Origin of the sequence: Natrialba sp. INN-245 (genome assembly GCF_009807105.1) — an archaeon.
GTDB classification, from domain to species: Archaea; Halobacteriota; Halobacteria; order Halobacteriales; family Natrialbaceae; genus Natrarchaeobius; species Natrarchaeobius swarupiae.
Genome location: NZ_WUBV01000036.1, coordinates 126964 through 151229, shown reverse-complemented (window position 1 = coordinate 151229; position 24266 = coordinate 126964). Strand labels below are relative to the sequence as shown.

The following is a 24266-nucleotide window of genomic DNA, read 5'->3' as shown; positions in this document are numbered from 1 at the left end:
GAACGCGCCGAGGGTGGGGATTAGCGAGAGACCTCTTCGGATCCCGACGAGACGACGGCCTCGACTTCCTCCTCGGAGACAAGTGCGACGTCGCCGGGGATCGTTCGCTTGAGCGCCGCCGTCGCCGCGGCGTACTCGAGGGCTGTCGGAACGTCGTCGCCGGCCAGCCGGCGTGCGATGAACGCGCCGGTGAACGCGTCTCCGGTGCCGATCTTCGAGACCGTGTCGGTCTCGTAGGCGTCCTGTTCGTGAACGACGCTATCGTGCCAGCCGACGGCACCTTCGGAGCCGCGAGTGACGACGACGGTCTCGAAATCGTACTGGGAGCCGAGTTTGTGTGCGAGCTGTCGCGGGTCGCCCTCGAAGTCGAGCACTGTCCGTGCGTCCCGGGCGGCGATCACGAGGACGTCGATCCCCGGGAAGAACTTGGTTAGCGTCTCGTTTGCCTCCTCGGGCGACCAGAGCTTCCGCCGGTAGTTGAAGTCGAAGGCGGTCGTCGTCCCGCCCTGTCTGGCCGCCTTGAGCATGCTCGCTGTCGTATCCCGGAGCGTCGAGGAGAGCGCGGGCGTAATTCCCGTCGTGAAAAACACACGGGCGTTCTGGATCCGGTCGACGTCGAACTCTCGAGCCTCCGCGGTCGCGATGGCGGTGTCGTCCCTGTCGTAGATCACTTTGGTGCCGCGTGGCTTCCCGGCGCGTTCGATGTAGTACGTCCCCTGTCTGCCGCGGTGGCTCCAGACGACGTCCGTCTCGATGCCGTACCCCCGCAGTTCGCTGACGACGCGTTTGCCAAGCGGGGACTCCGGCACCTTCGAGAGCCACGTCGAGTCGGTACCCAGACGCTGTGCCGCCACAGCGACGTTGCTCTCGGCACCGCCTGCGAGAACCTCGAGCTCCCGCGTGTCCTCGAGTCGTTCGCCGTTCGGCGGCGAGAGTCGAAGCATAGTCTCCCCGAACGTGACCAGGTCACTCACCGTTCGGCCCTCCCTGATCCGCGACTCGTCCGTATCGTAATCATACGTCGGTAAACGGATGGCCGAAGTATAAGTTATGTCATTGTTTGACCGTAAGATAACGGCATTTATCAATTCGATCAACGTCGCGGTTCCTCGACGATTGGCCGCGGTGACCGACACGTCGAGGCCACCGGCTCCGGCGGCCCGGCGTGTTCGTCACTCTCGCGTTCGGACCGCGATACGTGGGCCCGTCCCGTCACGTTCGATCGCTACCGGGACGTCGAACGCCTCGAGCAACTCACGCGAGGCCGCGACGTGGTCGGTTATTGTCGGGATGCGTATCGCACCACCAGCGAGAGCGAGTACCACCATAAGCTGATCCGCGAGGTGGCGATCGATCGGTGCCGCCCCGTCGAAAAACGTGACCGCATCCGATGCTGCTCGGGCACCGATGCGTTCGGCCGGCGTGCCACGCTCGCCGAGAGCTGACACCCCCGCTCGCCCGGTTCCGTGATCGATTCGGATCACGATTGCCGACCCCGGTGAATCACTCGCGGCGGTCGTCTCCCGCCGCTCGATCGGGTCGATGGGGTCCTCACCTGGGTCGATATCCGCCCCCACTCCGGCCGACGACAGGCGGTCCAGCGCCCCGTGGATCTGTCGAGAGGCGACGTCGCTGTCGGCGAGTGTGGCCGCTTCGGTCGAGTAGAGTCGAATTCCCTCGAACTGGCCGCGCTCTGTCAGTTCGAGCGGGTCGAGTCGCGACGGGCCGAGAGAGAGCGTGGCCCGGCCGCCGCCAGCAGGGTAGAACCCGCGTCGGTCGACCGCACAGGCGGCGACGAGTCCGAACCGTCTGAGCAGTGGCAGTTTCACCGACCGGAGATAGTCGATCGGTGGCGACCACTTCACGTCCGTTCCACCGGTCGCCGTGACCGAAAGCGGCGACTCGAGGACGGCCGCGAGCGGCAGTAACGCGTCGAACAGCAACGTCACGCTTCCCGCCGTGCCGATGTCGACGCGATAGTGGCCTCCCTCGAGGTGGCTTTCTCCCGAATCGATCGGAAGCGACCCGCCGTCGCCCGAGCGTCCCGGGTCGAACTCGACTATCTCGGAGCCGAGTTCGTCTCCCGACGTGTCGGCGTCGCAGACGTCGGTCATCGTCTCGAGGACGGCGAGGTGCTGGTGGCCCAGACCCGGGTCCGGCCGATCACCGCGAACGTTTTCGACGGTAATTGGGTCGCCGGTGACGACCGACAGTCCGAGTGCCGTTCGAAGGAACTGTCCGCCGGCGGTCGAGCCGTCGAGCGTGCGAGCTGTCGACACGGTTGGAGGTACGCACTCGGCGTACGTACCGTTACTGACTGGCGTCGGTCGTCCGGTACCTGCTCGTCAGCGCCGGGCCGGAACGCCAGGAACATTAATGGTGTTTCACAATAAAGTGAAAAACGGTCCCGGAGATCAGGTGCTTCGGCGGGGCTTCGGGACACGTCGTTCGACAGCGCGGTCGGTGCGGCTGTGAGCGGTCAGAGGCACGCGGCCGATACCGGACCCCGTCGGTATCGGTCGATCACGACGTTCGCATCCGCTTTTTCTGGGTGGCGTTTACGGGAGCGCAGTCTCGCTCGTCCTACCCGTGTCCCGGATAGTCGCGTTCGAATCGACGGTCGATCTCGTTGCCGTCGATTCTGACGATCACTGGCCGTCCGTGTGGACAGGAGTAGGGATTCTCACAGCCGTCGAGCGCCGCGAGCAGGTCGACGACTGACCCCTCCGTGAGCGACGTATTTCCGGTGATCGACGGGTAACACGCCAGATCGCCGAGGAACTCGTCTGCCAGCGCGTCGACGGTCTCCGCACCCGCTTCGCGGTCGCCCTCGACGAACGACGTCAGGACGTCACGCAGGTGTTCGGGCTCGAGCGTCTCCTCGAGCACCGCGGGGACGGTCGTCACCGCGACCGTCCGATCGCCGACCCGGTCGGCGTAAAAGCCCAGGCGCGCGAGCGCATCGCGGTACGCCGAGAACGCCTCGGCTTCGGCCGCCGTCAACTCGAGTTCGACCGGCGACGCCAGCGCCTGGGCTGGCGGGTCGTCCGCGAACGCGTCGCGAAGGCGTTCGTAGTTCACCCGTTCGTCGGCGGCGTGTTGGTCGATCAACGCGAGGCCGTCGGGAGTCTCGCAGACGACGTACGTCTCCTCTAGCTGGCCGAGGACGCGGAGCGGTGGCAACGAGTCGTACTCCGTTGTCTCGCCCGTTGCCGGCGTCCCCCCGAGCGTTTGCTGGTCGGTCGCGACGGCGAACTTTCGGTCGGGATCGAGAGTCGGCGAATCGACGGGGTCCGTTCCCGCGGTGGGATCGTCGTGAGTTTCCGATCGTGGCTTCGTCTCCGAGTCGGTGCCCTTCCCTTCTCCGACGTTCGCGTTCTTCGATTCGCCTCCCACAGTCGGTGTCGAGTCGGTGCCGGCGCTCGAGTCGCCCGCGTTCTCTCCCGATTCGGTCTCGGTACTCGACGGTGACGGCGGATCACCGGCGGTTTTCGACGCGCCGTCCGTGTCGGCGTTCGACGCCCTCGAGGCGTTCTCCCGCCGTGTCTGGGGTGGCTCGCTCGAACTCGTCGTCCTCCCGTTCGACTCGCTCGAGGTGGGTTCCGTCGACGTCGATACCTCCTCCGTACTCGTCTGGACCGACGCTTCGTCCGGCTCGCCATCCGGATCGATCGCGTTCTCCGGTGTGACGCTCGTCTCCGCGGGTGCCGACCGCCCCCGTGGTGCCCGCGACCGGAGCATACCGTGCTCGAGCAGCGCCGACTCGATCGCCGCGTCGACCTGCCGGCGCACTGCATCGTCGTCGTCGAATCGCACCTCTCGCTTGCGCGGGTGGACGTTCACGTCGACGGCGTTCCCAGGCACCTCGAGAAAACAGACGGCGAAGGGGTATCGATCGCTGCCGAGTTGGGTCCCGTAAGCACCCATGATCCCCTCGCGAATCGCGTCGGCCGTGACGGCGCGGCCGTTCACGTACGTCGCGAGGTACTCCCGGCTCGAGCGGTTCGTCTCGGGGTGGGAAACGAGCCCCGAGAGCGACTCGAGGGGACCCGGCGGCAGGTCGTCGGCGTCGGCGTCGACGGGGATCATCGACGAGGCGACTTCGCGACCGTAGACGGCGAGCACCGCGGCTTGCAAGTCGCTTTGGCCGGTCGTCGCGAACACCTCCCGGCCGTCGTGGGTGAGCGAGACGGCCACGTCGGGGTTTGCGAGCGCGTAGCGCGTGACGACGCGATTGACGTGGGCGAACTCCGTCGCCGTCGTTTTGAGGAACTTCCGGCGAGCGGGCGTGTTGTAGAAGAGATCCTCGACCTCGACGATCGTTCCCACCGGACAGCCCGTCGGCTCGACCGAGGTTACTTCGCCGCCCTCGTAGACGAGTTCGGTCCCGACGTCGGCTTCACCTCCATCCCCCGTTCCCGAGCCCGCCCGCGGGCGCGAGCGGATCCTCGTCCGGGAAACCGAGCCGATCGTGTGCAGGGCTTCTCCCCGAAATCCGAGGGTGGCGACGCCCGACTCGAGATCCTCGAGGCCCTCGATCTTGCTCGTCGTGTGCTGGCGGACCGCGGTGCGAAGGTCCGCCTCGCTCATCCCGCGGCCGTCGTCGGCGACCCTGATAAGTTCGGTACCGCCCTTCTCGACCGTCACGTCGACGCTCGAGGCGTCCGCATCCAGGCTGTTCTCGACGAGTTCCTTGACGGCGCTGGCCGGCCGCTCGACGACCTCGCCGGCGGCGATCCGGGCGACGGTGTCGTCGTCGAGTCGGTGGATCTGGGTCTCGTCGCCGTCCGGTGACGCGTCGGTCATCCGTTTCCGTTCCCGATCGATTTCGCTCGAGCGGTCTCGGTCGATGCACCCCTCTCGTCGAACTGCCCTCTATCCCCGTTCATACTGGCTGTGGGTTGCGCTCGAGCATCAATAGGTGTTACGCGCGGGAACAACGCGGGAGTTCAGACCTCGAGCAGGTCGTCGACTGCCCGCCCGACCCGTTCAGTACCGTCCTCGGGAACCGCGACCAGCGGCGGCCGAACGGCGTCGGATGGGATCGTCCCCCAGCGTAACTGTGACCCGTCCTGGGGCGAACCGATCCGACGGGACGGCAGTCCGTCTCACTCCTCGAGTCGCCGCTGCCACTCCTGGACCTTCGTGATCAACTCGACCGGGGGCGTCTCGTTGACGTCGATCGACTCGAGGTCCTCGAGGACGTCGTTCGCCTCGGAATCGATCGACTCGTTCGTCTCGCCGGCCTCGGGTGGCTCCCCGCCATCGGCGTTCGCCGGCCCGCGGAACTGGCCGCTCGAGAGGTCGAAGACGGTCTGGACCGGCTCGCTCGAGCCGCCTTTGGCCTCGATGGCTTTCTCCTCGCGGAGGCGATCTAAGACGTCTCGAGCGCGGTCGACGACGGGACCGGGGACGCCGGCGAGGTCGGCGACGTGGATGCCATAAGAGCGGTCGGTCGGCCCCTCGCGGACGGTCCGGAGGAAGGTGACGTCGCCGTCGCGTTCGTCGGCGGCGACGTGGACATTTGCGACGCGAGGGAGGTTCTCCGCGAGGCCAGTCAGTTCGTGGTAGTGGGTCGCAAACAGCGTCTTCGCACCCACTTCGTTGTGGAGGTACTCGGTCGCCGCCCAGGCGATCGAGATGCCGTCGTACGTCGCCGTCCCGCGGCCAACCTCGTCTAAGATGACGAGTGACTCCTCGGTCGCCGTATGCAGGATGTTCGAGAGTTCGCTCATCTCGACCATGAACGTGGATCGACCCTGGGCGAGTTCATCGAGCGCGCCGACGCGGGTAAAAATCCCGTCGACGAGGCCGATCTCCGCTCGCTTCGCCGGGACGAAACTACCGACCTGCGCGAGAAGGACGATACAGGCCACCTGGCGCATGTACGTCGACTTCCCGGACATGTTGGGCCCGGTCACGACCAGAAACTGCTGGTCGTCGGTCATCCCGACGTCGTTCGGGACGAACTCGGTCGTCTGTTCGACTACGGGGTGGCGTCCCTGTTCGATCTCGAGGCGATCTCCCCGGTGTAACTCGGGTGCGATCCACCGGTTTTCCGCCGCGTGGGTCGCCAGACTCGCGAGGGCGTCGACGGTCGCGAGCGTCCGCCCGACGTCCTGGAGGAGTTCGGCCCGCGCCGCCACGTCCTCGCGAAGCGCTTCGAACAGTTCGTACTCGAGGTCGCCGCGTCGCTCCTCGAGTCTGAGCATCTCCCGTTCTTTCTCCTCGAGTTCGTCGGTCGTAAACCGCTTCGAGTTCTTCAGCGTCTTGATCTGTTCGTAGTGGTCGGGGACGCCGTCGGCCGCGGATTTGCCGACCTGGACGTAGTAGCCGTCGGTCTTGTTCCGATCGACGGTGACGTGTGCGAGGCCGTACTGGCGTTTCTCGCGGTCGGCGAGCGTTCCGAACCACTCCTCGAGTTCCTCGTAGCGGTCGATCACCTCGTCCAGTTCGTCGTCGTAACCTCGCTGGAAGAGCCCACCCTGGGTCACCGTCGACGGCGGCTCGGGCGCGATGGCCTCCTCGAGTCGCTCACGGAGGGTCGCCGCGGCCACTCGATCGGGTCGGTCGACGACCGCTGACAGCGGCGAGTCGGCGAGTTCGGGGTCGCTCTCGACGATCTCGACGAGTTTCGGGAGAACGGCGAGTGTCTCCCGGGCCGCGAGCAGGTCCCGCGCGTCGGCGCTTCCGTGACTCGCCTTCGAGGCGAGTCGCGCCAGGTCGTACGCGTCGCCGAGCGTCTCGCGGATCTCATCACGAGCGAGCGCCGCCGACGAGAGTGCCGCGACGCTCTCCCGTCGGGTCTCGAGGACCTCGAGGGACCGCCGCGGGCGCTGGAGCCACTCCTTTAACAGGCGGGCCCCGGCACTCGTCTCGGTGTGATCGATCGTCTCGAACAGCGAGCCCTCGCCGTCGCCGTGCATCGTTTCCGTTAGCTCGAGATTTCGCTGGGTCGTCGCATCGAGCGTGACGTGATCGTCGCCCTGATGGGTCTGGATGCGGGTCATCGACGCCAGGACGCCGGTTCCCGACTCCTCGACGTACGAGAGGATCGCGCCGGCGGCCGCGATCGCGGACGCGCCGACCCCGAGGCGGTCGATCGTCTCGCGGCCGAACTGGTCGCGGACGGCGTGGTCGGCCCGTTTGGGCGCGAACGCTTCCGTCTCGTGGAGTGTCAGTGTCGCCTCGGTGCGCTCGTGGACGGCGTTCAACAGCTCGTCGTCACTTCGCACCTCGGGGCCCGGCAGTATCTCGACGGGATCGAATCGATACAGTTCCGTCAGCGCCTCGTCGACGTCCTCGGCGTCGGCGACGAGGAACCGCCCGGTCGTCACGTCCGCGAACGCGAGCCCGTAGCCCGTCGACGAGTGCCCGCTCGAGTCTGCCTCGACGATCGTCGCGAGATACTGGGCGTCAGCCTCGGCGGTCTCGAGTAAGGTTCCGGGTGTGACGACGCGGACGATCTCTCGTGCGTGTCCGTCGTCGGTCTCGTACTGGTCGGCGACGGCCACCCGGTAGCCGCGTTCGACCAGCGCCTTGAGGTAGGGCGTGAGGTCGTCGACGGGAACGCCGGCCATCGGATACGACGAGCCGTGGGAGGACTTCTGGGAGACTTTCAGATCGAGTTCGTCGCTAACGAATTCAGCGTCCTCGCCGAAGAATTCGTAGAAATCGCCACACTGCATCGCCAACAACTCCGCGTCGGTCCCCTCTTTGAGAGAGAAGAACTCCCCGACGATCCCCGTCGCCTCGGTCATGTGCGGTGACTGGCGGGCCACGACAAAAACCCTGCGGGATCCGCGGTGAAGTGACCGTCCCGAGCCTCCGGCGGTCTGCGCGGACTGTCCTCACGCAATACCGACGCGACCGGGAACGGCCACGGTCGTGTCGGCACATCGTTGCCCGACGGTACGGGCGCCGTTTTCTCGTATCACATATCGGTAGCTGTGACACTAATCACTGCGTTCGTGCCGGTTCTATTACGGTCGCCGTCCTATCTCGTGAAACGACTCCCAGAATGGCTGCACCCCGCGACCATCGCGTCCTGATCCCGATCGACGTCCTCGGCGGCGACTCCGTTCCCCGGACGGTCGTCGACGCGTTCGCGTCCGTTCCCGTCGTGTTGCTCGGCTACCGGGTGGTTCCCGACCAGACCGGTACCGGCCAGGCACGTGACCAGTACGAATCCCGCGTGCGCGACGAACTCGACGACGTCCAGCAAACGTTCGAAGACGCCGGCTGCCTCGACGTCTCCACTCGGATCGTCTTCACCCACGATCGCCTCGAGACCTTCGAGCGGGTCGCCGTCGAGACGGGGTGTGACGGCGTCCTGCTGGTCAATCCCGCACCCGTTCTCGAGTCGGTCCTCGTCGCGGTCCGGAGCGACGTCAACCTCGAGTACATCGCCCAGTTACTCGGCGCACTAGTCGCCGGCACCGACCTCGATGTGACCCTCTTCCACGTCGCCTCCGACGAGGGTGACCGCGACCGTGGGTCCGAGCTTCTCGACGACGCCGTCGACGAACTGATCGCAGTCGGAGTCGATCGCGATCGAGTCGACACGGCGCTCAGCGTCGACGGCTCGCCGTCGCGTGAGATCCTGAATGTAGCGGGTGAGCACGACCTGCTCGTCGTCGGCGAGAGTCGCCCGTCGATTCGTCGGTTCATCTTCCGCGACCGGGCGAAAACGCTCGCCAGAAAGACCGTCGACCCCGTTCTCGTGATCCGCGGGGAGTATCTCGAGGTCGCAGATACGGACGAATCGGCTGTCCCCGGAGACGAACACGGCGACGCCACCTGATCCGTCGCGACCGGTGACGCCGCCTGGCCCTCTACGACAGGTGACACATCACCGGTTCGAGAGATTCCCGATTAGGACTCTTCCCCACCCGCGGACCGGTCGGCGTGACCCTCGCCACGTCGAACGACGAGTACCGGGCCGACCGACTCGGTCGCGACGCGTTCGGCTTCCTCGCCGAAAACGAGCGTCCGGAGTGACGGCGCGCGTTCGCCCATGACGATGGCGTCGTGATCGACGGCGGCGGCGACGAGCGCCTCGAGCGGCGGTTCGCCGACCGCGAGTTCGGTTCGAACCGCGATTCCGTCTTCGGAGAGCACCTGAGCGCTCGTCTCGAGGAGTTCTCGACCGGCGCCCTCCTCGTCGGTCGCCAGAAAGAGCGTGACGTCGATCTCGCGGTCGCCGACCAGTTGCGCGACGAACGAGACGATCCGGTTGACGGCGACGTCGCCCGAAAGCGCCACGAGGAGTCGTTCGACCGGACCGGTCGCTCCCGGAATGGCGTAGACGTCCGACGCTGTCTTCGCGGCGACCCGGTCGAACGTCTGCTTGCGATCGTGGGTGAAGACCAGTCGGTAGTCGGCGGTCCCCTCGCCGGCCCCGAATTCGGTCGCGAGATCCTCGAGTGCGTCCGTCGCGCGCTCTTCGTACTGCAACCGGGCCTGGTCCGGCGGCGTTTGTTCCGGCAGGACGTGATAGCCCAGCACGGTCACGTTCATCGGCTCGAGTAACTCCGTCAGCCCGGCCGAGATCGATTCACCCTCGAGTATTTTCAGCGGAACGAGTATGCGTGTCATAGTGCACCTTTGAGTTCGACGTCGCGCGCGTAGTAGAAGTACCAGCCGACGGTCAGGAGCATGATCCCGCCACCGACGTACAGCGAAGCGCGTTGCATGAACAGGATCAACGCGAAACTACAGATCGCACCGAGCGCCGGGACGACGGGATGACCGGGCACCCGGAAGTCGGGGTCGTACCACTCCGGCTCGTCGCGACGCAACGCGATGAGCGCCACGCAGATCAGCCCGTACATGATGAGGTGGAGAAACGACGCGACCTCGGCGAGCAGTTCGACGCGTCCCGTCGCCGTCAACACCAGAATCGGTCCGCCGGCCAGTCCCAGCGCGACGTGTGGCGTTCCGTACCGGAGATTGATCCGGCTCGCTCGCTGGGGCAACAGGGCGTCCCGCGAGACCGCGTAGATGGCTCGAGACGTGCTGAGCACCGACGCGTTAGCGCTGGACATCGTCGCGAGTAAGCCGCCGAAGACGATCGCGAACGCGCCGACCGGGCCGAGATAGTGGCGGCCGACCTCGACCATCGCCGTCTCACCGAACCCCGCGAGCGCTTCTCTGCCGAACGCACTCGTCGCGACGAAGATCGTCACCACGTAGAGAACCCCGACGACGAGCACCGATCCGACCATCGCCAGTGGCAGGTTTCGGCCGGGATCTCTCATCTCGCCGGCAACGGTCGCCACCTGTGCGAAGCCGAGATACGAGGTGAACACCAGCGCCGCCGTCGTAAACACAGGGAAGGTTCCTTCCGGGGCGAACTGTTCGGGAGCCGTCGGCTCGCCCAGGAGCCCGGCGGCGTCGAGCCCGCCGTATCCGAGGAACACGATCAGTATCGACAGCAACAACGCGACGACGCCGTTCTGGAGTTTCGCCGCGTTTTCGGTCCCGGTGACGTTCAACACGGTAAAGCCCACGCCGAACAGCAACGCGATCGGGATGACCAACTCCGCCCCGACCGCGATACCCAACTCGGCCAGCGTGTCGACGGCGTAGTAGCCAAAGCCCACGAGGTAAAACGCCGTGGCGAACACCAGCCCGAACCACAACGAGAGTCCGACGACGGCCCCGGCAAGCGAGCCGAGTCCGCGCGAGATGAAGTAGTAACCGCCGCCGCTTTTCGGCATCGCCGTCGCGAGTTCCGATGCCGGCAACGCGACCAGTAACGCGACGACGGCGCCGATGGCGAACGAGACCGACGCGGCCGGTCCCGCGTTGCCCGCTGCCAGCCCCGGAAAGACGAAAATCCCCGCTCCGATCATCGTTCCGATCCCGATCGCGAGGCCGCCGGAGAGTCCGAGCGTTCGCTCGAGTTCGGCGTCGTCGGTAATCGTCGCCTCTTCGGTTTCGACCGTCGGCTCGACCTGCGGTGACTCCCCTTCGACGTTGGTCCCCTCGGCCGACGGTCCCTGCGTCGGTGGCGGATCGCCGTCCATACTGGTTGTGCTCTCGCCCGACGGATAGGTTTACTGCTATTTCTGACTCACGAAAGTGTTCGTCCTCGTACTGATTGGGACTGACATCAAATAGCCGCACTCGACAGGTGCTTTCGGATACTGTGTGACGTTGTCGAGCCTTCTCCGATCGCGAAGAACTCTCCGACGATACCCGTCGTCTCGATCGTGTCTGGAGTGGATCTCGACCGCAAAAGCCCTGCGAGTTCCGTGGTGTACGTGACGCCTCGATGGGGGCTGTTACCCCAGTGGCCTCCCACGTCTTCCCGGCAGGGTCGAACCGACCCACGTCACCGAGTTCGACCCTGCAGTCGACGCGTGGCTGAGTACTAAACTGACGTCCCGTCGTCGACTTCGGTCAACTGGTCGACGATCGAGACGATCCGGGTCACCCGCTGTCTCGCCTCCCCGTTTGCATCGACGAGCGCTTCGGTCTCGGAGGTCGACGCCGACTGCTCTTTCGCGTAGTCGTCGATCTCTCTCGTCCCCTCGTCGATTCGCTCTGCGAACTCCGTGAGTTCGTCGACGGTCTCCTCCAGGTCCTCACGAACGTCCTCTCGGCGGTGCTCGAGTTCCGCTATCTGTTCCATGAAGATTCCCACTCTCGAGCCCATCGCGAGCTGTTGATCCAACAGTGCCATCCGGAGGAACGCGAGCGAGCGCTCGACAGTCTCCTGGACCGCCGCTTCGAGGTCAGCCTCCGTCAGCTCTGCTCCGCCTCGATCCGCGTTCTCGTCGTCCGAAACGTGTTCGTGGCGAACCGGAAAACCGTTCCGTTCTCGGTGTCAGCGGCGACTATCGCGGTTCGATCAGAACAGCACGCCGCCGAGTGGCACGTCGGTCTCCGGCTCGACGAGTACCGGAAACCCCTCCTCGTCGGGGACGCCGACCGTCAACGCCTCGGAGTTGAATCCCGCGATCCGGACGGAGCCGAGATTCGTCGCGCACAACACCTGTTTTCCCTCGAGTTCGTCCGGATCGTAGTGGTGATCCAGCTGTCCAGCGGACTGGATCTCGCCGTGTTCCTCGCCGAGATCGATCCACAGCTTCGTCATCTTCGGTTTGTTCGCCTCCGGGAACGATTCGGCCTCGAGGACCTCACCGACGCGGATCTCCGCGTCGAACGGATTCTCGACCATACGCCGAGTGGGCGACCGGCCCACAAAAACCCGACGAGCGCGAGCGAGACGACTCGAGTGGACCGGCGTTCGCGCTCCGCGAATGGTCCGTTGCTCGTTGTGTGAGAGTCATCGACTCGTGACCAATGATTGATACGTCCGGTCGAACTATCGTGAGGTATGTTCGCCAGTTGTTCACAGCGAACAGCACCGTCTACCCTGATCGAACGACTCCAGCGACCGCCGTTCCGTGGGCAGAATCCGACGACAGTGCCGAAACTCGAGGCGAGTGGGGACGATCGGATGGCGTCGTCCGCTGTGAATCGATGACCGAACCGCCCGTGATCGAGTTTCCCGATCGGGAGACCGTGCGAATCGACGGCGATCTCGAGGACGTGATCGTCTCGCTGTGCTGGTGGGACGAGGCCGGACTCGTCGGGACGATTTCGGAACCGGTCGGTCGCGTCGACGGCGGACGCGTCGTCTGCGCCCACGAGGAGTTCGGTGAGTTCGCGTACGGCCCGGTGATTACCGGCGTCGAAGGGTTCCTGAACGGATCGCCGGTCGTCCCGGGCGCCGGAGACGTCTCGGCGTCGAACCCCGACGCGCCGTCGCACCTCGACGCGATCCGCGCGTCGTACGACGGGCCAGGTGAACTCGACGATCCGTTTCGTACCGGTCCGGAGAACTGAGACGGAACGACTCGAGCGCCGAGAGAGCTAGTCCGTGATCGTTGTCCAAGAGAGCTGGTCTGTGATCGTTCGCCGAGAGAGCCGTCCGGCGACCACTTCCCGGTCTCGCTGTTTGACCGGTCGGTGAAAATTGACTCGAGAACTTACTCGAGACAGGATCGATCAATCACTATCAGCGGTCGTCGGCGCACGCTGTGGTCCCGCCCGTAACACATCCTCCTGGGTTTCGGTCAGGAGGCGAACGAACTGGCCGGCGTTCTCGACGAGTTTGTTTTCGGCTTTCCGCAGGTGTTCTTCGAAGGTCGCTCGGGCGACGGTCGTCTCTTCGGCAAGTTCCTCGATCGACGCGTCCCGGGGCTGATTGTAGTAGCCCGCATCCAGCGCGATCCGCAGGGCCTCGAGCTGGCGTTTCGTGAGTCCGTCGAACAGCCGGTCGACCGAGAGCAACGAACTGTGGGGAACGTGGCGCTCCTCGATCGACGTCTTCGAGAGGATGTCGATCTCCCGGTCCTCGTCGAGTTCCGCTAACAGGGCAGTGACGTCGTTCTCGTCGAATCCGATCACAGAATAGTGTTCCCAGCCGTTTCGGTACACCGTCGGCGGGAGATGTACGCAGTTGTGACGTTCGAACTTCCGGACGATGGACTCCTCGATGGGGCAGGAACACGACTGGACGATCACGTTCAGGTCCGAACCGTCGACTGCGGTGTGCAGAACCGTCCCGAGACCGTCGATCACCTCGAGCAACTCGCCATCGTCGGCGTCCAACGCGGTGATCTCGAGGACCTGGCAGTCCCGAAGGTACCACTCGCGGATCGACACCCCCGGAAATCGCTCGGAGATCTCTCGATAGGGACACTCGTGGCGGAGTTTGAACGACACTTCGTACATTCCCATACGTAGTACGAGGATTCGACAGTGAATAGTGTTGCCGGCTATGACCGGCACCGGCCAGACAGGGGGCGCGTCGTGACTTGTCACTGCCTTCCACCCCCGTTTACCAGGGAACCAGAGGTGCCAGTTATAGCTGGCACCGGTGATATGCCCCTACTGTCCCTACGGGACGTCGATGGCAAAAATCACGCCGGAAACAGTCGCAGAACGGCTCGAACGAGGAGACGACGACCTCAGACTCGTCGACGTCCGCGACGAGACGGACTTTCGTGAGTGGCACATTCCGGGAAGTGAAAACGTCGACGTCTACGACGAACTGAAAGACGATCCCGACGCGGCAGCCGAGGAGCTGGCCGACTTGCCGGAACACGGTGAGGTCGTTACCGTCTGTGCAGCGGGGGTACTCGCCGCCGACGCGACAGACTTGCTCCAGGAACAGGGCTACGACGCCAAAACCCTGGTAGACGGCATGAACGGCTGGGCCCGCGTTCACCGCACCGCTCCCCTCGACGTCGGTCTCGAGGGCGAGTTGATCCAGGTCGCCCGCCCTGGCACGGGCTGTCTCTCTCACGTTCTGATCTCCGAGGGCGAGGCCGCAGTCTTCGAACCCTCGCAGTACACCGAGGAGTACGAGGCAATTCTCGAGGCGCACGACGCCGATTTTGCGGGTGTCTTCGACACCCACGCCCACGCCGACCACGTCTCCGGCGGGCAGACACTGGCCGAAGCTCACGACGCGCCCTACTATCTCCATCCCGCCGACGACGATGGAATCGACGCGACGCGCGTCGAGGACGGCGACGGTCTCGAGGTCGGTGTCGTAACGATCGACGTGATTCACACGCCCGGTCACAGCCCAGGCAGCGTCACCTACGCTCTCGAGGACGAGGCACTCCTGACCGGCGACACGCTCTTTCACGACAGCGTCGGTCGGGTCGAACTCGGTGTCGACGCTGGACTCGAGGAGACGGACGTCGAGGACAACGCCGAGACGCTCTACGAGAGTTTAGAGGGGCTGCGCACCGTCGAGGGCGATCCGCTCGTGTTGCCGGCTCACGACCCTGGGAGCCCCCAGCCGCCGGTGGCCGCCCGTCTGAGCGAGGTCGAAGAGCGCAACGAAGCGTTCGGCCAGGACCGGGAGACGTTAGTCGCGGCACTGGCCGGCGATATCCCTGACCAGCCGGCGAACTTCGAGCGAATCAAGCTCGCCAACGTCGGCACCGAGGAGATTTCGGACGAAGAGGCGGACGAACTCGAGCTCGGCCCAAACCGTTGTGCGGCCGAATAACCCATGAGCGGCGAGTACGCACAGGGTATCCGCCGAAACTGGCGACAGTTTACGCTTCAGATATTCACGGTCTTCGCCGTCGGGCTCACGATGGGGTCCCAGCGAAACGTCGTGCCTATCATGGGCGAGGAGACCTTCGGCGTCGAGTCCCTGCTGGTGATCGGCTCGTTCGTCGTGAGCTTCGGGATCGTCAAGGCCGTACTCAACCTGTATTCGGGGAAGTGGGCCGACGCCTACGGGCGCAAGCCGATCCTGATCGCGGGTTGGATCGCTGCGATCCCGATCCCGTTCATCCTGATCTACGCGCCGAGTTGGAGCTGGATCGCCGTCGGGAACGTCTTGCTCGGGGTCAACCAGGGCGTTGCCTGGAGCATGAGCATGATCTCGAAGATCGAACTCGCCGGCCCCAACCAGCGTGGGCTCGCCGCAGGGCTCGACGAGGCCTTCGGCTACACCGGCGTCGCCGCCGGCGCGTGGCTCACCGGCGTGATCGCGGCTCAGTACAGCCTTCGGCCGGAACCGTTCTACTTCCTCGCGGCGGTGATCGTCGTCGCCTTGCTCATCGCGATCGTCCTGATCGAGGAAACCCTTCCCTACGCGAAAGCGGAGGCAGCAGATCTCGACGACGATGGCGACGGCGTCGAAGCTGACGGCGGAACGAGCGAGGCCGACCTCTCGTTCACCGAGATCGTCAAACGCGCGACCTACAAGGACCGGACGCTCTTTACCGCAGCCCAGGCGGGACACGTCGAGAACTTCGTCGACACGCTCGTCTGGATCGCCTTCCCCATCTTCCTTGTCTCCCAGGGTCTCGGTGTTGCCCAGGTCGGCGTCGTTGTCGGCGTCCACAGTGCCGCGTACTTCCTGCAGGTCTACACCGGCCGCCTCGGTGACCGAGTCGGACGTAAGCCGCCGATCGTCGTCGGCTTTTTCCTCGCTGGAGCGGGCGTCCTCGGGATGGTTCTCGTGGAGGGGTATTACCTCTGGATCCTTTTGTCGGCGATTTCGGGTGTTGGGATGGCACTGCACTACCCCAACCTGATCGCAGTCGCCAGCGACGCGGCTCACCCGTTGTGGCGTTCGACGGGTCTCGGGGTCTATCGGCTCTGGCGTGATCTTGGCTACGCCGTTGGAGCCGTCCTCATCGGTCTCTCCGTCGATCTGCTCTCGATCGAGGCCGCCTTCTACGGTACCGCTATCGCGATGTTCCTCTCGGGAGGGTTGGTTGTCCTCTGGATGGAAGAAACCCATCCAGAACTCGGAACGCACGAACCACCGTCGGTCGACCTCGAGGCCAGCAAAACCGGTTCCGAGGACTGATATTCGGTTATTTCGAATCTTCGATAGATGCAACGCTCGCTGTTCTTTCGTACGGTCTGTGATGACTGATTGCCAGTCGATCGCAGACCGGCGAGCGATCGACGGGGACCGACCCATTGCGGTCCGTATCACGACTCGACCCAGATGATCACCGCCGAACCAACAGCACCGCTGAGACGGCTGTCGGAGCTGTTTCTGGCGAGGTCGTGGGAACCAGCCGGGGAACGCGTGCCGTGTGCGGTCAGGTCTGTAGCCGACGGTTACGATGTGACACCGAATCGTGAACTATAGTAGCCACTGAAAGTCATTGCACACTCGATCGCCAGACGGATCGGCGATCGATGTGTGAATCGTTTCAGTTGTTACTATAGGGCGTTGCCCCCGGAACGACGACGATCGGACGGGTCGCGCTGCCGAGGAGTTCTCGAGCGGTCGAGCCGAGACCGGACGGCTCTTCTCGATTGTCATCGTCCGGACGCCATCCACGTGCCCCGATCACGATCTCGTCCGCCTCGAGCATCGCTGCGGAGTCTCGTAACGCGCTCGCCACCGTCACACCGTCGTCCGCGTCGTCGGGTTCCCGGAGTTCCGTGTCGACGGATCCCGCAGCCGCGAGTCGGACGGCGGCGACGTTCAACGCTTCCTGCCGATCACGGCGGGCGGACGGGTCGTCGACGACCGCGACGACGGTGATCGAATCCGACGTATCGATGCGTCCGTCGAGATAGTCACAGATCGATGCGGTCGTGTGAACCGATTCGGTTCCGACGAGATACTGCATGGTCGTTCTCGGAACTCGAGTCACGTCAGTGTCGTGGGCTCGTCGCGTGTGGGTGTTTCTCGAGGGCGGATTTTCCGACCCAGAGAATCCGCTGGGGTCACTAATAGGGGACAGCCGAAAGCCAACTGTAGGGGACGGAGCGAGGCGCGATCGAAGCCCCTCGTTGGTCCCCCGCTACCCGGCGTGTGGATCCGACGACAGCCCTCGTGGACGTAGCCCCTGTCCCCGTCACCGATCTCACGCCCGTTCCACCGGCGTGGCGTCCACCCGTACACCACCCGGTGGAGACCTGGCCACACCCTTCCGCATTTGCTTCGGCCCTCCCACGGTCTCGTACGGTTCGTTGTTCCGATGTTCCGACGTACCCGCCGAACGATCGCGGGTGCGCCGGCACTGACTGTAGACCGTCTCAGGTGGGTTTTACAACCGGGTTCTTTCGACTGTCCGGTCTGAAACGACGTCGAGTGTCGTATCGCGCAACAGCGTCGAACTTCTGTGTCACGAACGGAGTCGAAATTTCGTACCGGGGACGGAGTGGTGTTTCGAACAGCAGACGGCGGTGTCGAAGCCGCGTCAGTGACGTCCGTACAGCGAGTACATGATCGCGAGCAACCCGAGCAGTCGGCTCACGTTCTCGAAGAACACCGTGACGAGATGGTCCGCGCTCGTGACCGTCGTGATCGTGACGTTGACGAGAAATGGACAGACCGTGAGCAACAACAGACCGAGGGCGAGATAGAGCATCGACGTCGCGTCGTTGCGCCGGTATCCACGGTAGGCCTGGTAGGCGATGATTGCACCCATGAGCGCGACGAGAAAGAGGCTAGCGATAGTGAACAGTTCGAAGACGCTCGTCTCGCCGATCCGGACCGGACCTGTGGTCATCGCATCCCCTCCCACATCCTCGTGAACCTGTCGGCGACGTCCTCTTCACGGTAGGTCAACTCGAGGTCGAACGCGCCGTCCTCGAGGCTGAGCTCCAGTCGATCGAGGTTCGCGCTGTAGACGCTGTAGTGGTTACCATCAGCCGCGAGTTCCGTCTCTTCGGTCACGAGTCGACACTCCTCGAGTCGATCCAGTCGTCGGTAGATCGTCGGCAGGGAGGCGTCACACCGTTCGCTCAGGGTACTAGCAGACATGGGTTCGACGCTCGTGTGGGTGAGGATCTCCCGTGCGTACTCGTCGTCGAGAACCGAGAGCACCGTGGATAGGTCGATCTCCTCACTCACTTGTAGCTGATCGTTCTGCCATCGCTATGAAAAGCGGTCCGGTTTCTCTGATCGAGAAAACACCGGCAGCCTCGGAACCGACCGTCGACGACCGGGTCTCGGCGCAGACCAGCGGACGATTCGCCACGCCGGGCGCTGGGGCCGTCGAACTCGACTGGTCAGATCCGGGTCAGTCGGGACCAGTCAACGGTCGGTTAGTCAGCTTCGGATCGACTCGAGCCAGTCGAACGTCAGCGCGAGCAGTCGGCTCTCGGCAGGGGCCGAAAAGCGGTGTCCCTCCGCCGAGAACGTCTGGAGGAGAACGTCCGTCTCGAGTCGCCGCGTCGCGTCGATGCTGTCGTCGACGTCGACGGATTCGTCCGCCGTGCCGTGGAAGATGGCGACCGGCACATCGAGTGCGGACACCACGTCGTCGAAGGGGTAGCGATCGAGGTCCTCGAAGAAGCGGTCGTCGATCCGATCCCCCGTTTCGAAGCGGTGCTCGCCGTCGGCGGCGACGCTTGATCGGTAATTGTCGAACGCTCGGTTGTCAGTCACGGGCGCTCGCGTCACGACCGCCTCGACCCGATCGAGGCCGGTCGCCGCGTGAAACGCCACCTTCCCGCCGAAACTCGAGCCGAACAGGACGATCGACGACGGCTCGACGTCGTCGACGACCGCCTCGAGGTCGGCGATCTTCTCGCTTACCCCCTGCTCGACGAACGCGCCGTCGGACTCGCCACACCCTCTGAAGTCGAACCTGACGCCGTTGTATCCTTCCTGGACCGCCCGCCTACACCGTCGCTCGTAGCTCCCCGACTTGTCGCTGAGAAAGCCGTGACAGCAGACGAACCAGCGGTTCGACGGCGCCTCGTGGTGGACCGCCGCGACCGACTCGCCGCCGGCGACCGGTACCTCGTGATGCTCGACCATCCTGTGAACGGTGGCGCGCCAGCCCGTAACCGTTGCCGGTTCGCCTCGACGGCCGTCCGGGGAGATCCGCCCACTGCCGGAGCGGCAGCCAGCCAGGAACGACCGTAGAACCTCCATAACTAACCCCTCGAGGGCGCGACTTCACGCCGATGTGGCCATGGGAACACGCCATCGCCGGCTATCTCGCGTACTCTCTGTTCAGCCGCGCGTACTACCGGCGAGCGCCGACCGGACTCGAGGCGTTCACGGTCGTGTTCGCGTCGCTGTTGCCGGATCTCATCGACAAACCGCTGGCGTGGGAGTTCGGCGTCTTCGAGTCGGGATACGCCCTGGGACACTCGGTATTCTTCGCGGTTCCGCTCTCGATACTCGTGGGGTTGCTCGCGAAACGGATCGGCCGGCCGAGTGCCGGCGTCGCGTTCGGACTCGGCTACCTGCTTCACCTCCCGTCCGACGCCCTCTATCACTCGATCGGGGGCGAAGGCGTACGAACCGAGGTGATGCTCTGGCCTGTCGATCCAATCGAATCGCCAGGCGAACCCGTCGGGTTCGTCGGGGAGTTCACTCGACTGTTCGGAACCTATCAGGAGGCCCTTCTCGCCGGCGAACTCACGACGTACATGTGGGTTCAACTCGGACTCGCCGGATTCGTGTTTTTGCTGTGGCTCGCCGACGGTGCCCCGGTTCTCCGGGAGTGTCTCGGCTTCGGACGGCGGACTCTCGGGGCGGTAATCGGTCGATCGAGCCGCCCCGACGCGGCGACTAAAGAACGAGAGTGACCGGTCGTCGACGAGTGGCCGACTGTTCATCGGCGAATACCTGACCGTTCATCGAGGCTGACTCTCGAGTAGGCCGGAGCTACCGGATCGAACGTCCGTGTGCAATCGGGGTATTCCGGGTACGTTGTCATTTACTATCGTATCGGTACGGATGAGTGTACAGACGTGATGAGCGATACGACTCGAAGCCAGGACTCTCCGCGGGCGTGGACGCAGGGCTCCCGCGTCGAGACGGTGCCCGTCGATGGGGAGTTCGCGCTCTGTCTCACCCACGACGTCGACCGCCCGTACAAGGGGTTTCGGTCGTTTTACTACGCGGCGAACGGCCGACCGACCTACCACCTCCGGACTGCGCTCTCGGACACGAACCCCTACTGGCAGTTCGAGAATCTGATGACGTTGGAGGAGAAACTGGGCGTCCGTTCGGCGTTTTACTTCCTGAACGAACAGCATCTGCTCGCGAACCGCCCGATGAGCGACTGGCTGTCCCCGTCGAACTGGATCCAACACCTTGGCCGGTACGACGTCCGAAGCGACGAGATCGCTCGCGTCGTCCGTGACCTCGAGGACGGTGGCTGGGAGGTCGGACTCCACGGCTCCTATCACTCTCCCGACGATCCGCACCGACTCCGGGAGGAGAAGGCTATCCTCGAGTCGCTGCTCGACGGTCCCGTGACTGGTGGACGCCAACACCACCTTCGGCTCGGCTCCGACACCTGGCGACACCACCGCCGGATTGGTCTCGAGTACGACGCGAGTCTCGGCTCGACGACGGAGTGTGGGTTCCACGCGGGATACCGACCGATTCGACCGTTCGACGACGAGTTCCTCGTCTTCCCGCTGACGATCATGGACCAGGCGCTTCCGGACCCCGGAACGCGGCCGAACGCCGCGCGTCGCGTCTGTGATCGGCTCCTGCTCGAGGCGGCCGAGAACGACGCCGTCATGACGGTCCTCTGGCATCCACGATTTTTCAACGAACGAGAGTTTCCCGGTCACCGTCGACTCTACCGCTGGCTCGTCGAACGGGCCCAGGAACTCGACGCCTGGGTCGGTTCGCCCGCCCGACTGGTCGACGCGTACGAGCGAGCACGAGGCGACTCCGCGGCGGCCTCGAGTCGGGAGTCAGATCTCCGTTCGGCGACCGAACCGGGGAAGCGGGCGAGGCCGCCGAGAGAATCCGCCGGCGACCGTCTCCCCGACGACGAGTACGACGTCGAGCGAGCGACGGCGACGAACGAACCGGCGAAAGCTCGCGGTGAACCATGAGCGGGAATCGACTGTTGGTCGTGTTCGTCGCAGGACTGCTCGCGGCGGGTGCGGTCACAGGGTTCGCTCCGCTCGCTGCCGGTAACACCGCCCAGGACGCGTCGCCGGAGTCGTACGTCATCGAGCAAGGGACGTACTGCGAGCCGATCGAACCGCTTCAGACGTCTCAGACGGTCGAGTCGTTCTACGACTATCGGAACCACGTGACTCACCCCGACACCGATCCCGAGGATAGACAGTACAGCTCCTACGGGACGACACACCTCCAGGAGGACGACACGAGCATCCTGATGCTCCACGAGGGGACCGACGGGACGAGTCTCGTGATGGTCCACGACCAACTCCACGGCAACTCGAGTGGTGGTATCGTGACGTTCGATATCGTCGGCCTCCCCTCGGAGTCGGAGTGGGTCGTCCAGGACGACAAGTACGAGGCCGAGACGAACATGGTCGAGTGGGATAGCGGCGACGGCTGGGCGTACGCCTCCTGGATCTGGCGAGACGCCAGAACCGACGGCGGTGCGATCCAGGGCGGACTCGGCGACGAGTTCGCCGTGACGATCCAGCCCGGGTTCAACGAGGCGTCGGACTTCCACGAGAACGAGTCCCTTCACGACCCCGAGTGGCACGAAGACGGCGAGATCGACAGTTGGGAGTACCTCTCGGGAGACGCCGACGATCCGGAACGGTTCGAACTGGCACTCGACGAGCCGGTAACCATCCGTACGGGTGCGTGTGACGAACCGTCGGTCACGTACGACCGGACGGACGATGGATTCACCGCCAGTGTGACCGGAGTATCTGGCGGCGATCCGATCACCCTCCGTCCGTCGAACGACTCGAACGACAACGGTAGCTTCGACTGGATCGACGTCACCGGCCTCGAGGAGGACGCGGCGTTCTCCTTCGCGAACGGACAGCCGGCCGGGACCGACTCACCCCACGAGGTCGCGTCGCTGTCGAACCTGACGGTGACGAGCGACCACGACGACGTCTCCGCGACGGTGGCGTTCAGCGTCTCGGCCGACACCCTCGAGGAGATCGGCTACCACCCCGAGGACGTCGCACTCTACGCGACTGACGGAACCGAGTGGACCGAGTCGAACGCGACGGTGGTCGACGACTCCGGCGAGCGCTACCAGTTCGAAGCGGACGTCGACTCGCTCGAGGCTCTCGCGATCGCACCCACACAGGATGCGACGCCGATCGACGAGGAGTCCGACGCGCTCCCCTCCCCAGGAGTTGTCCACGTCGCCGTTTCCATCGCGACGCTGCTGGTACTCGCCACAGTGACGCGGCGGTACCGAGGGGACCGATAGCGGCCTCGGACTAGTGGCGTCCCACGCCTCATACGGATTGCTGTAACAATTTACCGGCGAAACCGCAGACGGGTCGCGGTTTCGGCGGTACCGACTTACAGTAAACCGTATCACTGCAGGCTCGAACTCGGTGGCGTCGGGTCGGTTCGACCCTGCAGTCGACGCGTGGCGAAGTACTATCGTAGCCACTGCACGTCAGTACACACCTGATCGCACGACGCTCGTTCGATCAGTTCGTACTCGAGAATCACTCCAACCCGTCGGTCTGGGGTGGAGAGAACGTGATTCGTACCTGTCGGTACACCGCGATCGGCCGACGGTTGCACCGGAACTCGACACCGATTTCTCGCATACAGTGTGCGTACGATATTTCGGAGGGGCCGCGACTCGCTGGGGACCTACCGCCAGTGACGGACAGCAGTCCGTCTCAGTCGCTTCCGACGCCGACCGATCCGGCGGGTTCTGGCCTCGAGGCTCCGCCAAAGCGCTGGAGTGAATCGAGTGCGCCGACGCGGCCGTGAGCCGTCGCGATGTCGACGATCACGTCCGTCAGGTTCGCCTTGTCGGCGAGGAACTCGTCGCGTTTCCGTTGCCACGTCTCGCCGACGCCGTCCGAGTCGAGGACGGTCCGCGATCGGTCGACGATCTCCGACACGGAGGCGACGTTGTGAATCAGTCCCTGGTTCTCGAGTTCGACGAAGTTACCCATGTCGTCGTCGCCGACGAACGAGTTCGAGCGGATCGCGGGCGTCCCGAGCAACGCCGCCTCGGTGACCATCGTCTGTGTGTCAGCGACCAGCAACGCCGCCTCGGCGAGCGCGTCGTGTATCAGTGCTGGGTGAAGGTCGAACGGCCGAGCGGGGAGCGCCTCGAGGTCGGTGTTTTCACCCTCGTCGGAGACGAGGACGGTCGCGTGCTCGTCGAGTCGTTCGACGATTCGTCGACGGGCGCTCCCGGTGATTCCGCGCTTTCCGACGTCGTGTTGGGAGCCGAACGCGTTGAGCCGAAGGATGACGTACGGTTCGTCTCGTGTGACGCCGAGTCGATCCCTGATCGTCGGATCCGGTTCGTAAATCTCCGGGTGGAGGTAGGCACACTCCTTGAATCCGGGGAAGACGTAGTGTCGATCGCCGAGGTCCTTTCGAAACTTGTTTGGCGTGATGATCGTCCGGGCGAACGGCGTCGAGATCGTGTGATCGAACGACGCGGGTTCGGAGTCGATCAGCAACACCGTCGGCGTCCCGACGACTGCGCCCGTGTGAGCCGCGTACCCGCCCATCCCGAAGACGAGGTCGGGATCGAACCGGTGTGCGAGACGGATCGCCCGGGCGTAGTGTACCGGGAGACGGCTCAAGAGCGACCCCTTCGTCGTCCCGCAGCTGCCGTACACCTCGTAGGGCAGGTCGTACCACTCGAGCAGGTCGACGGTGCACGTGTAATCGCGAGCCAGAACCAGCACCTCGTTGCCCTGGTCGCGAAGCCGCTGTACCGCGTGTTTGTACAGGTGGACGTGTGCCGGTGTGTTGGTGAAAAACAGGTATCTCATGTGGAGCCCACGGTATCCTGTTCGACGAGTGGGGGAGAGCGCGGTTTGTTATCTGGGACATACCCTCCGGA

At 64.6% G+C, this 24266-nt stretch carries 21 protein-coding genes; 7 read left to right on the top strand and 14 right to left on the bottom strand.

Annotated features, from left to right (window positions below):
• Positions 1 to 20: 20 nt before the first annotated feature.
• The 4 genes from kdgK1 to mutS all read right to left on the bottom strand — a co-directional run bounded on the left by kdgK1 (position 21) and on the right by mutS (position 7760).
• Positions 21 to 974 carry a bifunctional 2-dehydro-3-deoxygluconokinase/2-dehydro-3-deoxygalactonokinase gene (gene kdgK1, locus GRS80_RS11215; RefSeq protein WP_343161541.1) on the bottom strand — a complete coding sequence of 318 codons (954 nt, stop codon included), beginning with the start codon at positions 972 to 974 and terminating at the stop codon, positions 21 to 23.
• 198 nt (positions 975 to 1172) lie between these two features.
• Positions 1173 to 2279 (bottom strand): RNA 3'-terminal phosphate cyclase, encoded by a 1107-nt coding sequence (gene rtcA, locus GRS80_RS11210; protein ID WP_343161540.1) that lies wholly within the window; start codon positions 2277 to 2279, stop codon positions 1173 to 1175.
• A 304-nt stretch (positions 2280 to 2583) separates the two neighbouring features.
• A complete protein-coding gene (gene mutL, locus GRS80_RS11205; RefSeq protein WP_160047620.1) occupies positions 2584 to 4806 on the bottom strand; it encodes a DNA mismatch repair endonuclease MutL in 2223 nt (740 codons plus the stop codon).
• A gap of 302 nt (positions 4807 to 5108) precedes the next feature.
• Positions 5109 to 7760 carry a DNA mismatch repair protein MutS gene (mutS, locus tag GRS80_RS11200; protein ID WP_160047619.1) on the bottom strand — a complete coding sequence of 884 codons (2652 nt, stop codon included), beginning with the start codon at positions 7758 to 7760 and terminating at the stop codon, positions 5109 to 5111.
• A 260-nt stretch (positions 7761 to 8020) separates the two neighbouring features.
• On the opposite strand from mutS, the gene GRS80_RS11195 reads away from it, so the two are divergent.
• Positions 8021 to 8803 (top strand): universal stress protein, encoded by a 783-nt coding sequence (locus GRS80_RS11195; protein ID WP_160047618.1) that lies wholly within the window; start codon positions 8021 to 8023, stop codon positions 8801 to 8803.
• 71 nt (positions 8804 to 8874) lie between these two features.
• On the opposite strand, the gene GRS80_RS11190 is transcribed toward GRS80_RS11195, so the two are convergent.
• From GRS80_RS11190 to GRS80_RS11175, 4 genes are all read right to left on the bottom strand, one after another.
• The gene (locus tag GRS80_RS11190; RefSeq protein ID WP_160047617.1) at positions 8875 to 9597 is read right to left on the bottom strand and encodes a universal stress protein; all 723 of its coding nucleotides are present in this window, start codon (positions 9595 to 9597) and stop codon (positions 8875 to 8877) included.
• Complete coding sequence (locus GRS80_RS11185; protein ID WP_160047616.1) at positions 9594 to 11030, bottom strand: APC family permease; 1437 nt, start codon at positions 11028 to 11030, stop codon at positions 9594 to 9596. Before GRS80_RS11185 ends, GRS80_RS11190 begins: the two co-directional genes overlap by 4 nt.
• 347 nt (positions 11031 to 11377) lie before the next feature.
• Positions 11378 to 11689 (bottom strand): hypothetical protein, encoded by a 312-nt coding sequence (locus tag GRS80_RS11180; protein WP_160047615.1) that lies wholly within the window; start codon positions 11687 to 11689, stop codon positions 11378 to 11380.
• A 168-nt stretch (positions 11690 to 11857) separates the two neighbouring features.
• The gene (locus GRS80_RS11175) at positions 11858 to 12187 is read right to left on the bottom strand and encodes a tRNA-binding protein (protein ID WP_160047614.1); all 330 of its coding nucleotides are present in this window, start codon (positions 12185 to 12187) and stop codon (positions 11858 to 11860) included.
• Between the two features lie 152 nt (positions 12188 to 12339).
• Here GRS80_RS11175 and GRS80_RS20415 point away from each other — a divergent pair, with 152 nt between their 5' ends.
• Complete coding sequence (locus GRS80_RS20415; RefSeq protein ID WP_200840372.1) at positions 12340 to 12858, top strand: hypothetical protein; 519 nt, start codon at positions 12340 to 12342, stop codon at positions 12856 to 12858.
• A gap of 162 nt (positions 12859 to 13020) precedes the next feature.
• Here the strand turns inward: GRS80_RS20415 and GRS80_RS11165 are convergent, their stop codons facing one another.
• Positions 13021 to 13755: a helix-turn-helix domain-containing protein gene (locus GRS80_RS11165; RefSeq protein ID WP_160047613.1), complete on the bottom strand. Its 735-nt coding sequence runs from the start codon at positions 13753 to 13755 to the stop codon at positions 13021 to 13023.
• A gap of 172 nt (positions 13756 to 13927) precedes the next feature.
• On the opposite strand from GRS80_RS11165, the gene GRS80_RS11160 reads away from it, so the two are divergent.
• Together GRS80_RS11160 and GRS80_RS11155 are read left to right on the top strand one after the other, a co-directional pair.
• Positions 13928 to 15040, top strand: coding sequence for a rhodanese-like domain-containing protein (locus GRS80_RS11160; protein WP_160047612.1), 1113 nt, complete (start codon positions 13928 to 13930; stop codon positions 15038 to 15040).
• A 3-nt stretch (positions 15041 to 15043) separates the two neighbouring features.
• Entirely contained in the window at positions 15044 to 16360 is a 1317-nt protein-coding gene (locus GRS80_RS11155; protein WP_160047611.1) for an MFS transporter, read from the top strand.
• Positions 16361 to 16715: 355 nt separating this feature from the next.
• Here the strand turns inward: GRS80_RS11155 and GRS80_RS11150 are convergent, their stop codons facing one another.
• The 4 genes from GRS80_RS11150 to GRS80_RS11135 all read right to left on the bottom strand — a co-directional run bounded on the left by GRS80_RS11150 (position 16716) and on the right by GRS80_RS11135 (position 19282).
• Positions 16716 to 17141 carry a universal stress protein gene (locus tag GRS80_RS11150; protein WP_160047610.1) on the bottom strand — a complete coding sequence of 142 codons (426 nt, stop codon included), beginning with the start codon at positions 17139 to 17141 and terminating at the stop codon, positions 16716 to 16718.
• A 573-nt stretch (positions 17142 to 17714) separates the two neighbouring features.
• A complete protein-coding gene (locus tag GRS80_RS11145) occupies positions 17715 to 18026 on the bottom strand; it encodes a hypothetical protein (RefSeq protein WP_160047609.1) in 312 nt (103 codons plus the stop codon).
• Positions 18023 to 18370 (bottom strand): winged helix-turn-helix domain-containing protein, encoded by a 348-nt coding sequence (locus GRS80_RS11140; protein WP_149081056.1) that lies wholly within the window; start codon positions 18368 to 18370, stop codon positions 18023 to 18025. Before GRS80_RS11140 ends, GRS80_RS11145 begins: the two co-directional genes overlap by 4 nt.
• 198 nt (positions 18371 to 18568) lie before the next feature.
• On the bottom strand, positions 18569 to 19282 hold the full coding sequence (locus tag GRS80_RS11135; RefSeq protein WP_160047608.1) for an alpha/beta fold hydrolase: 714 nt from the start codon (positions 19280 to 19282) through the stop codon (positions 18569 to 18571).
• Between the two features lie 149 nt (positions 19283 to 19431).
• Between GRS80_RS11135 and GRS80_RS11130 the strand changes: the two genes are divergently transcribed.
• From GRS80_RS11130 to GRS80_RS11120, 3 genes are all read left to right on the top strand, one after another.
• A complete protein-coding gene (locus tag GRS80_RS11130; RefSeq protein WP_160047607.1) occupies positions 19432 to 20061 on the top strand; it encodes a metal-dependent hydrolase in 630 nt (209 codons plus the stop codon).
• A 168-nt stretch (positions 20062 to 20229) separates the two neighbouring features.
• Positions 20230 to 21330: a polysaccharide deacetylase family protein gene (locus GRS80_RS11125; protein ID WP_235019718.1), complete on the top strand. Its 1101-nt coding sequence runs from the start codon at positions 20230 to 20232 to the stop codon at positions 21328 to 21330.
• Positions 21327 to 22649 carry a hypothetical protein gene (locus GRS80_RS11120; protein WP_160047606.1) on the top strand — a complete coding sequence of 441 codons (1323 nt, stop codon included), beginning with the start codon at positions 21327 to 21329 and terminating at the stop codon, positions 22647 to 22649. Before GRS80_RS11125 ends, GRS80_RS11120 begins: the two co-directional genes overlap by 4 nt.
• A gap of 427 nt (positions 22650 to 23076) precedes the next feature.
• Here GRS80_RS11120 and GRS80_RS11115 read toward each other — a convergent pair whose 3' ends face one another.
• Positions 23077 to 24195, bottom strand: a complete 1119-nt coding sequence (locus GRS80_RS11115; RefSeq protein WP_160047605.1) for a DUF354 domain-containing protein — start codon at positions 24193 to 24195, stop codon at positions 23077 to 23079.
• Between the last annotated feature and the right edge of the window lie 71 nt (positions 24196 to 24266).

Coding starts and splice junctions, on each gene's coding strand:
- mutL (WP_160047620.1), bottom strand. CDS start 4,806: ATGACCGACGCGTCACCGGACGGCGACGAGACCCAGATCCACCGACTC.
- mutS (WP_160047619.1), bottom strand. CDS start 7,760: ATGACCGAGGCGACGGGGATCGTCGGGGAGTTCTTCTCTCTCAAAGAG.
- GRS80_RS11195 (WP_160047618.1), top strand. CDS start 8,021: ATGGCTGCACCCCGCGACCATCGCGTCCTGATCCCGATCGACGTCCTC.
- GRS80_RS11190 (WP_160047617.1), bottom strand. CDS start 9,597: ATGACACGCATACTCGTTCCGCTGAAAATACTCGAGGGTGAATCGATC.
- GRS80_RS11185 (WP_160047616.1), bottom strand. CDS start 11,030: ATGGACGGCGATCCGCCACCGACGCAGGGACCGTCGGCCGAGGGGACC.
- GRS80_RS11180 (WP_160047615.1), bottom strand. CDS start 11,689: ATGGCACTGTTGGATCAACAGCTCGCGATGGGCTCGAGAGTGGGAATC.
- GRS80_RS11175 (WP_160047614.1), bottom strand. CDS start 12,187: ATGGTCGAGAATCCGTTCGACGCGGAGATCCGCGTCGGTGAGGTCCTC.
- GRS80_RS11165 (WP_160047613.1), bottom strand. CDS start 13,755: ATGGGAATGTACGAAGTGTCGTTCAAACTCCGCCACGAGTGTCCCTAT.
- GRS80_RS11160 (WP_160047612.1), top strand. CDS start 13,928: ATGGCAAAAATCACGCCGGAAACAGTCGCAGAACGGCTCGAACGAGGA.
- GRS80_RS11155 (WP_160047611.1), top strand. CDS start 15,044: ATGAGCGGCGAGTACGCACAGGGTATCCGCCGAAACTGGCGACAGTTT.
- GRS80_RS11150 (WP_160047610.1), bottom strand. CDS start 17,141: ATGCAGTATCTCGTCGGAACCGAATCGGTTCACACGACCGCATCGATC.
- GRS80_RS11145 (WP_160047609.1), bottom strand. CDS start 18,026: ATGACCACAGGTCCGGTCCGGATCGGCGAGACGAGCGTCTTCGAACTG.
- GRS80_RS11135 (WP_160047608.1), bottom strand. CDS start 19,282: ATGGTCGAGCATCACGAGGTACCGGTCGCCGGCGGCGAGTCGGTCGCG.
- GRS80_RS11130 (WP_160047607.1), top strand. CDS start 19,432: ATGTGGCCATGGGAACACGCCATCGCCGGCTATCTCGCGTACTCTCTG.
- GRS80_RS11125 (WP_235019718.1), top strand. CDS start 20,230: ATGAGCGATACGACTCGAAGCCAGGACTCTCCGCGGGCGTGGACGCAG.
- GRS80_RS11120 (WP_160047606.1), top strand. CDS start 21,327: ATGAGCGGGAATCGACTGTTGGTCGTGTTCGTCGCAGGACTGCTCGCG.
- GRS80_RS11115 (WP_160047605.1), bottom strand. CDS start 24,195: ATGAGATACCTGTTTTTCACCAACACACCGGCACACGTCCACCTGTAC.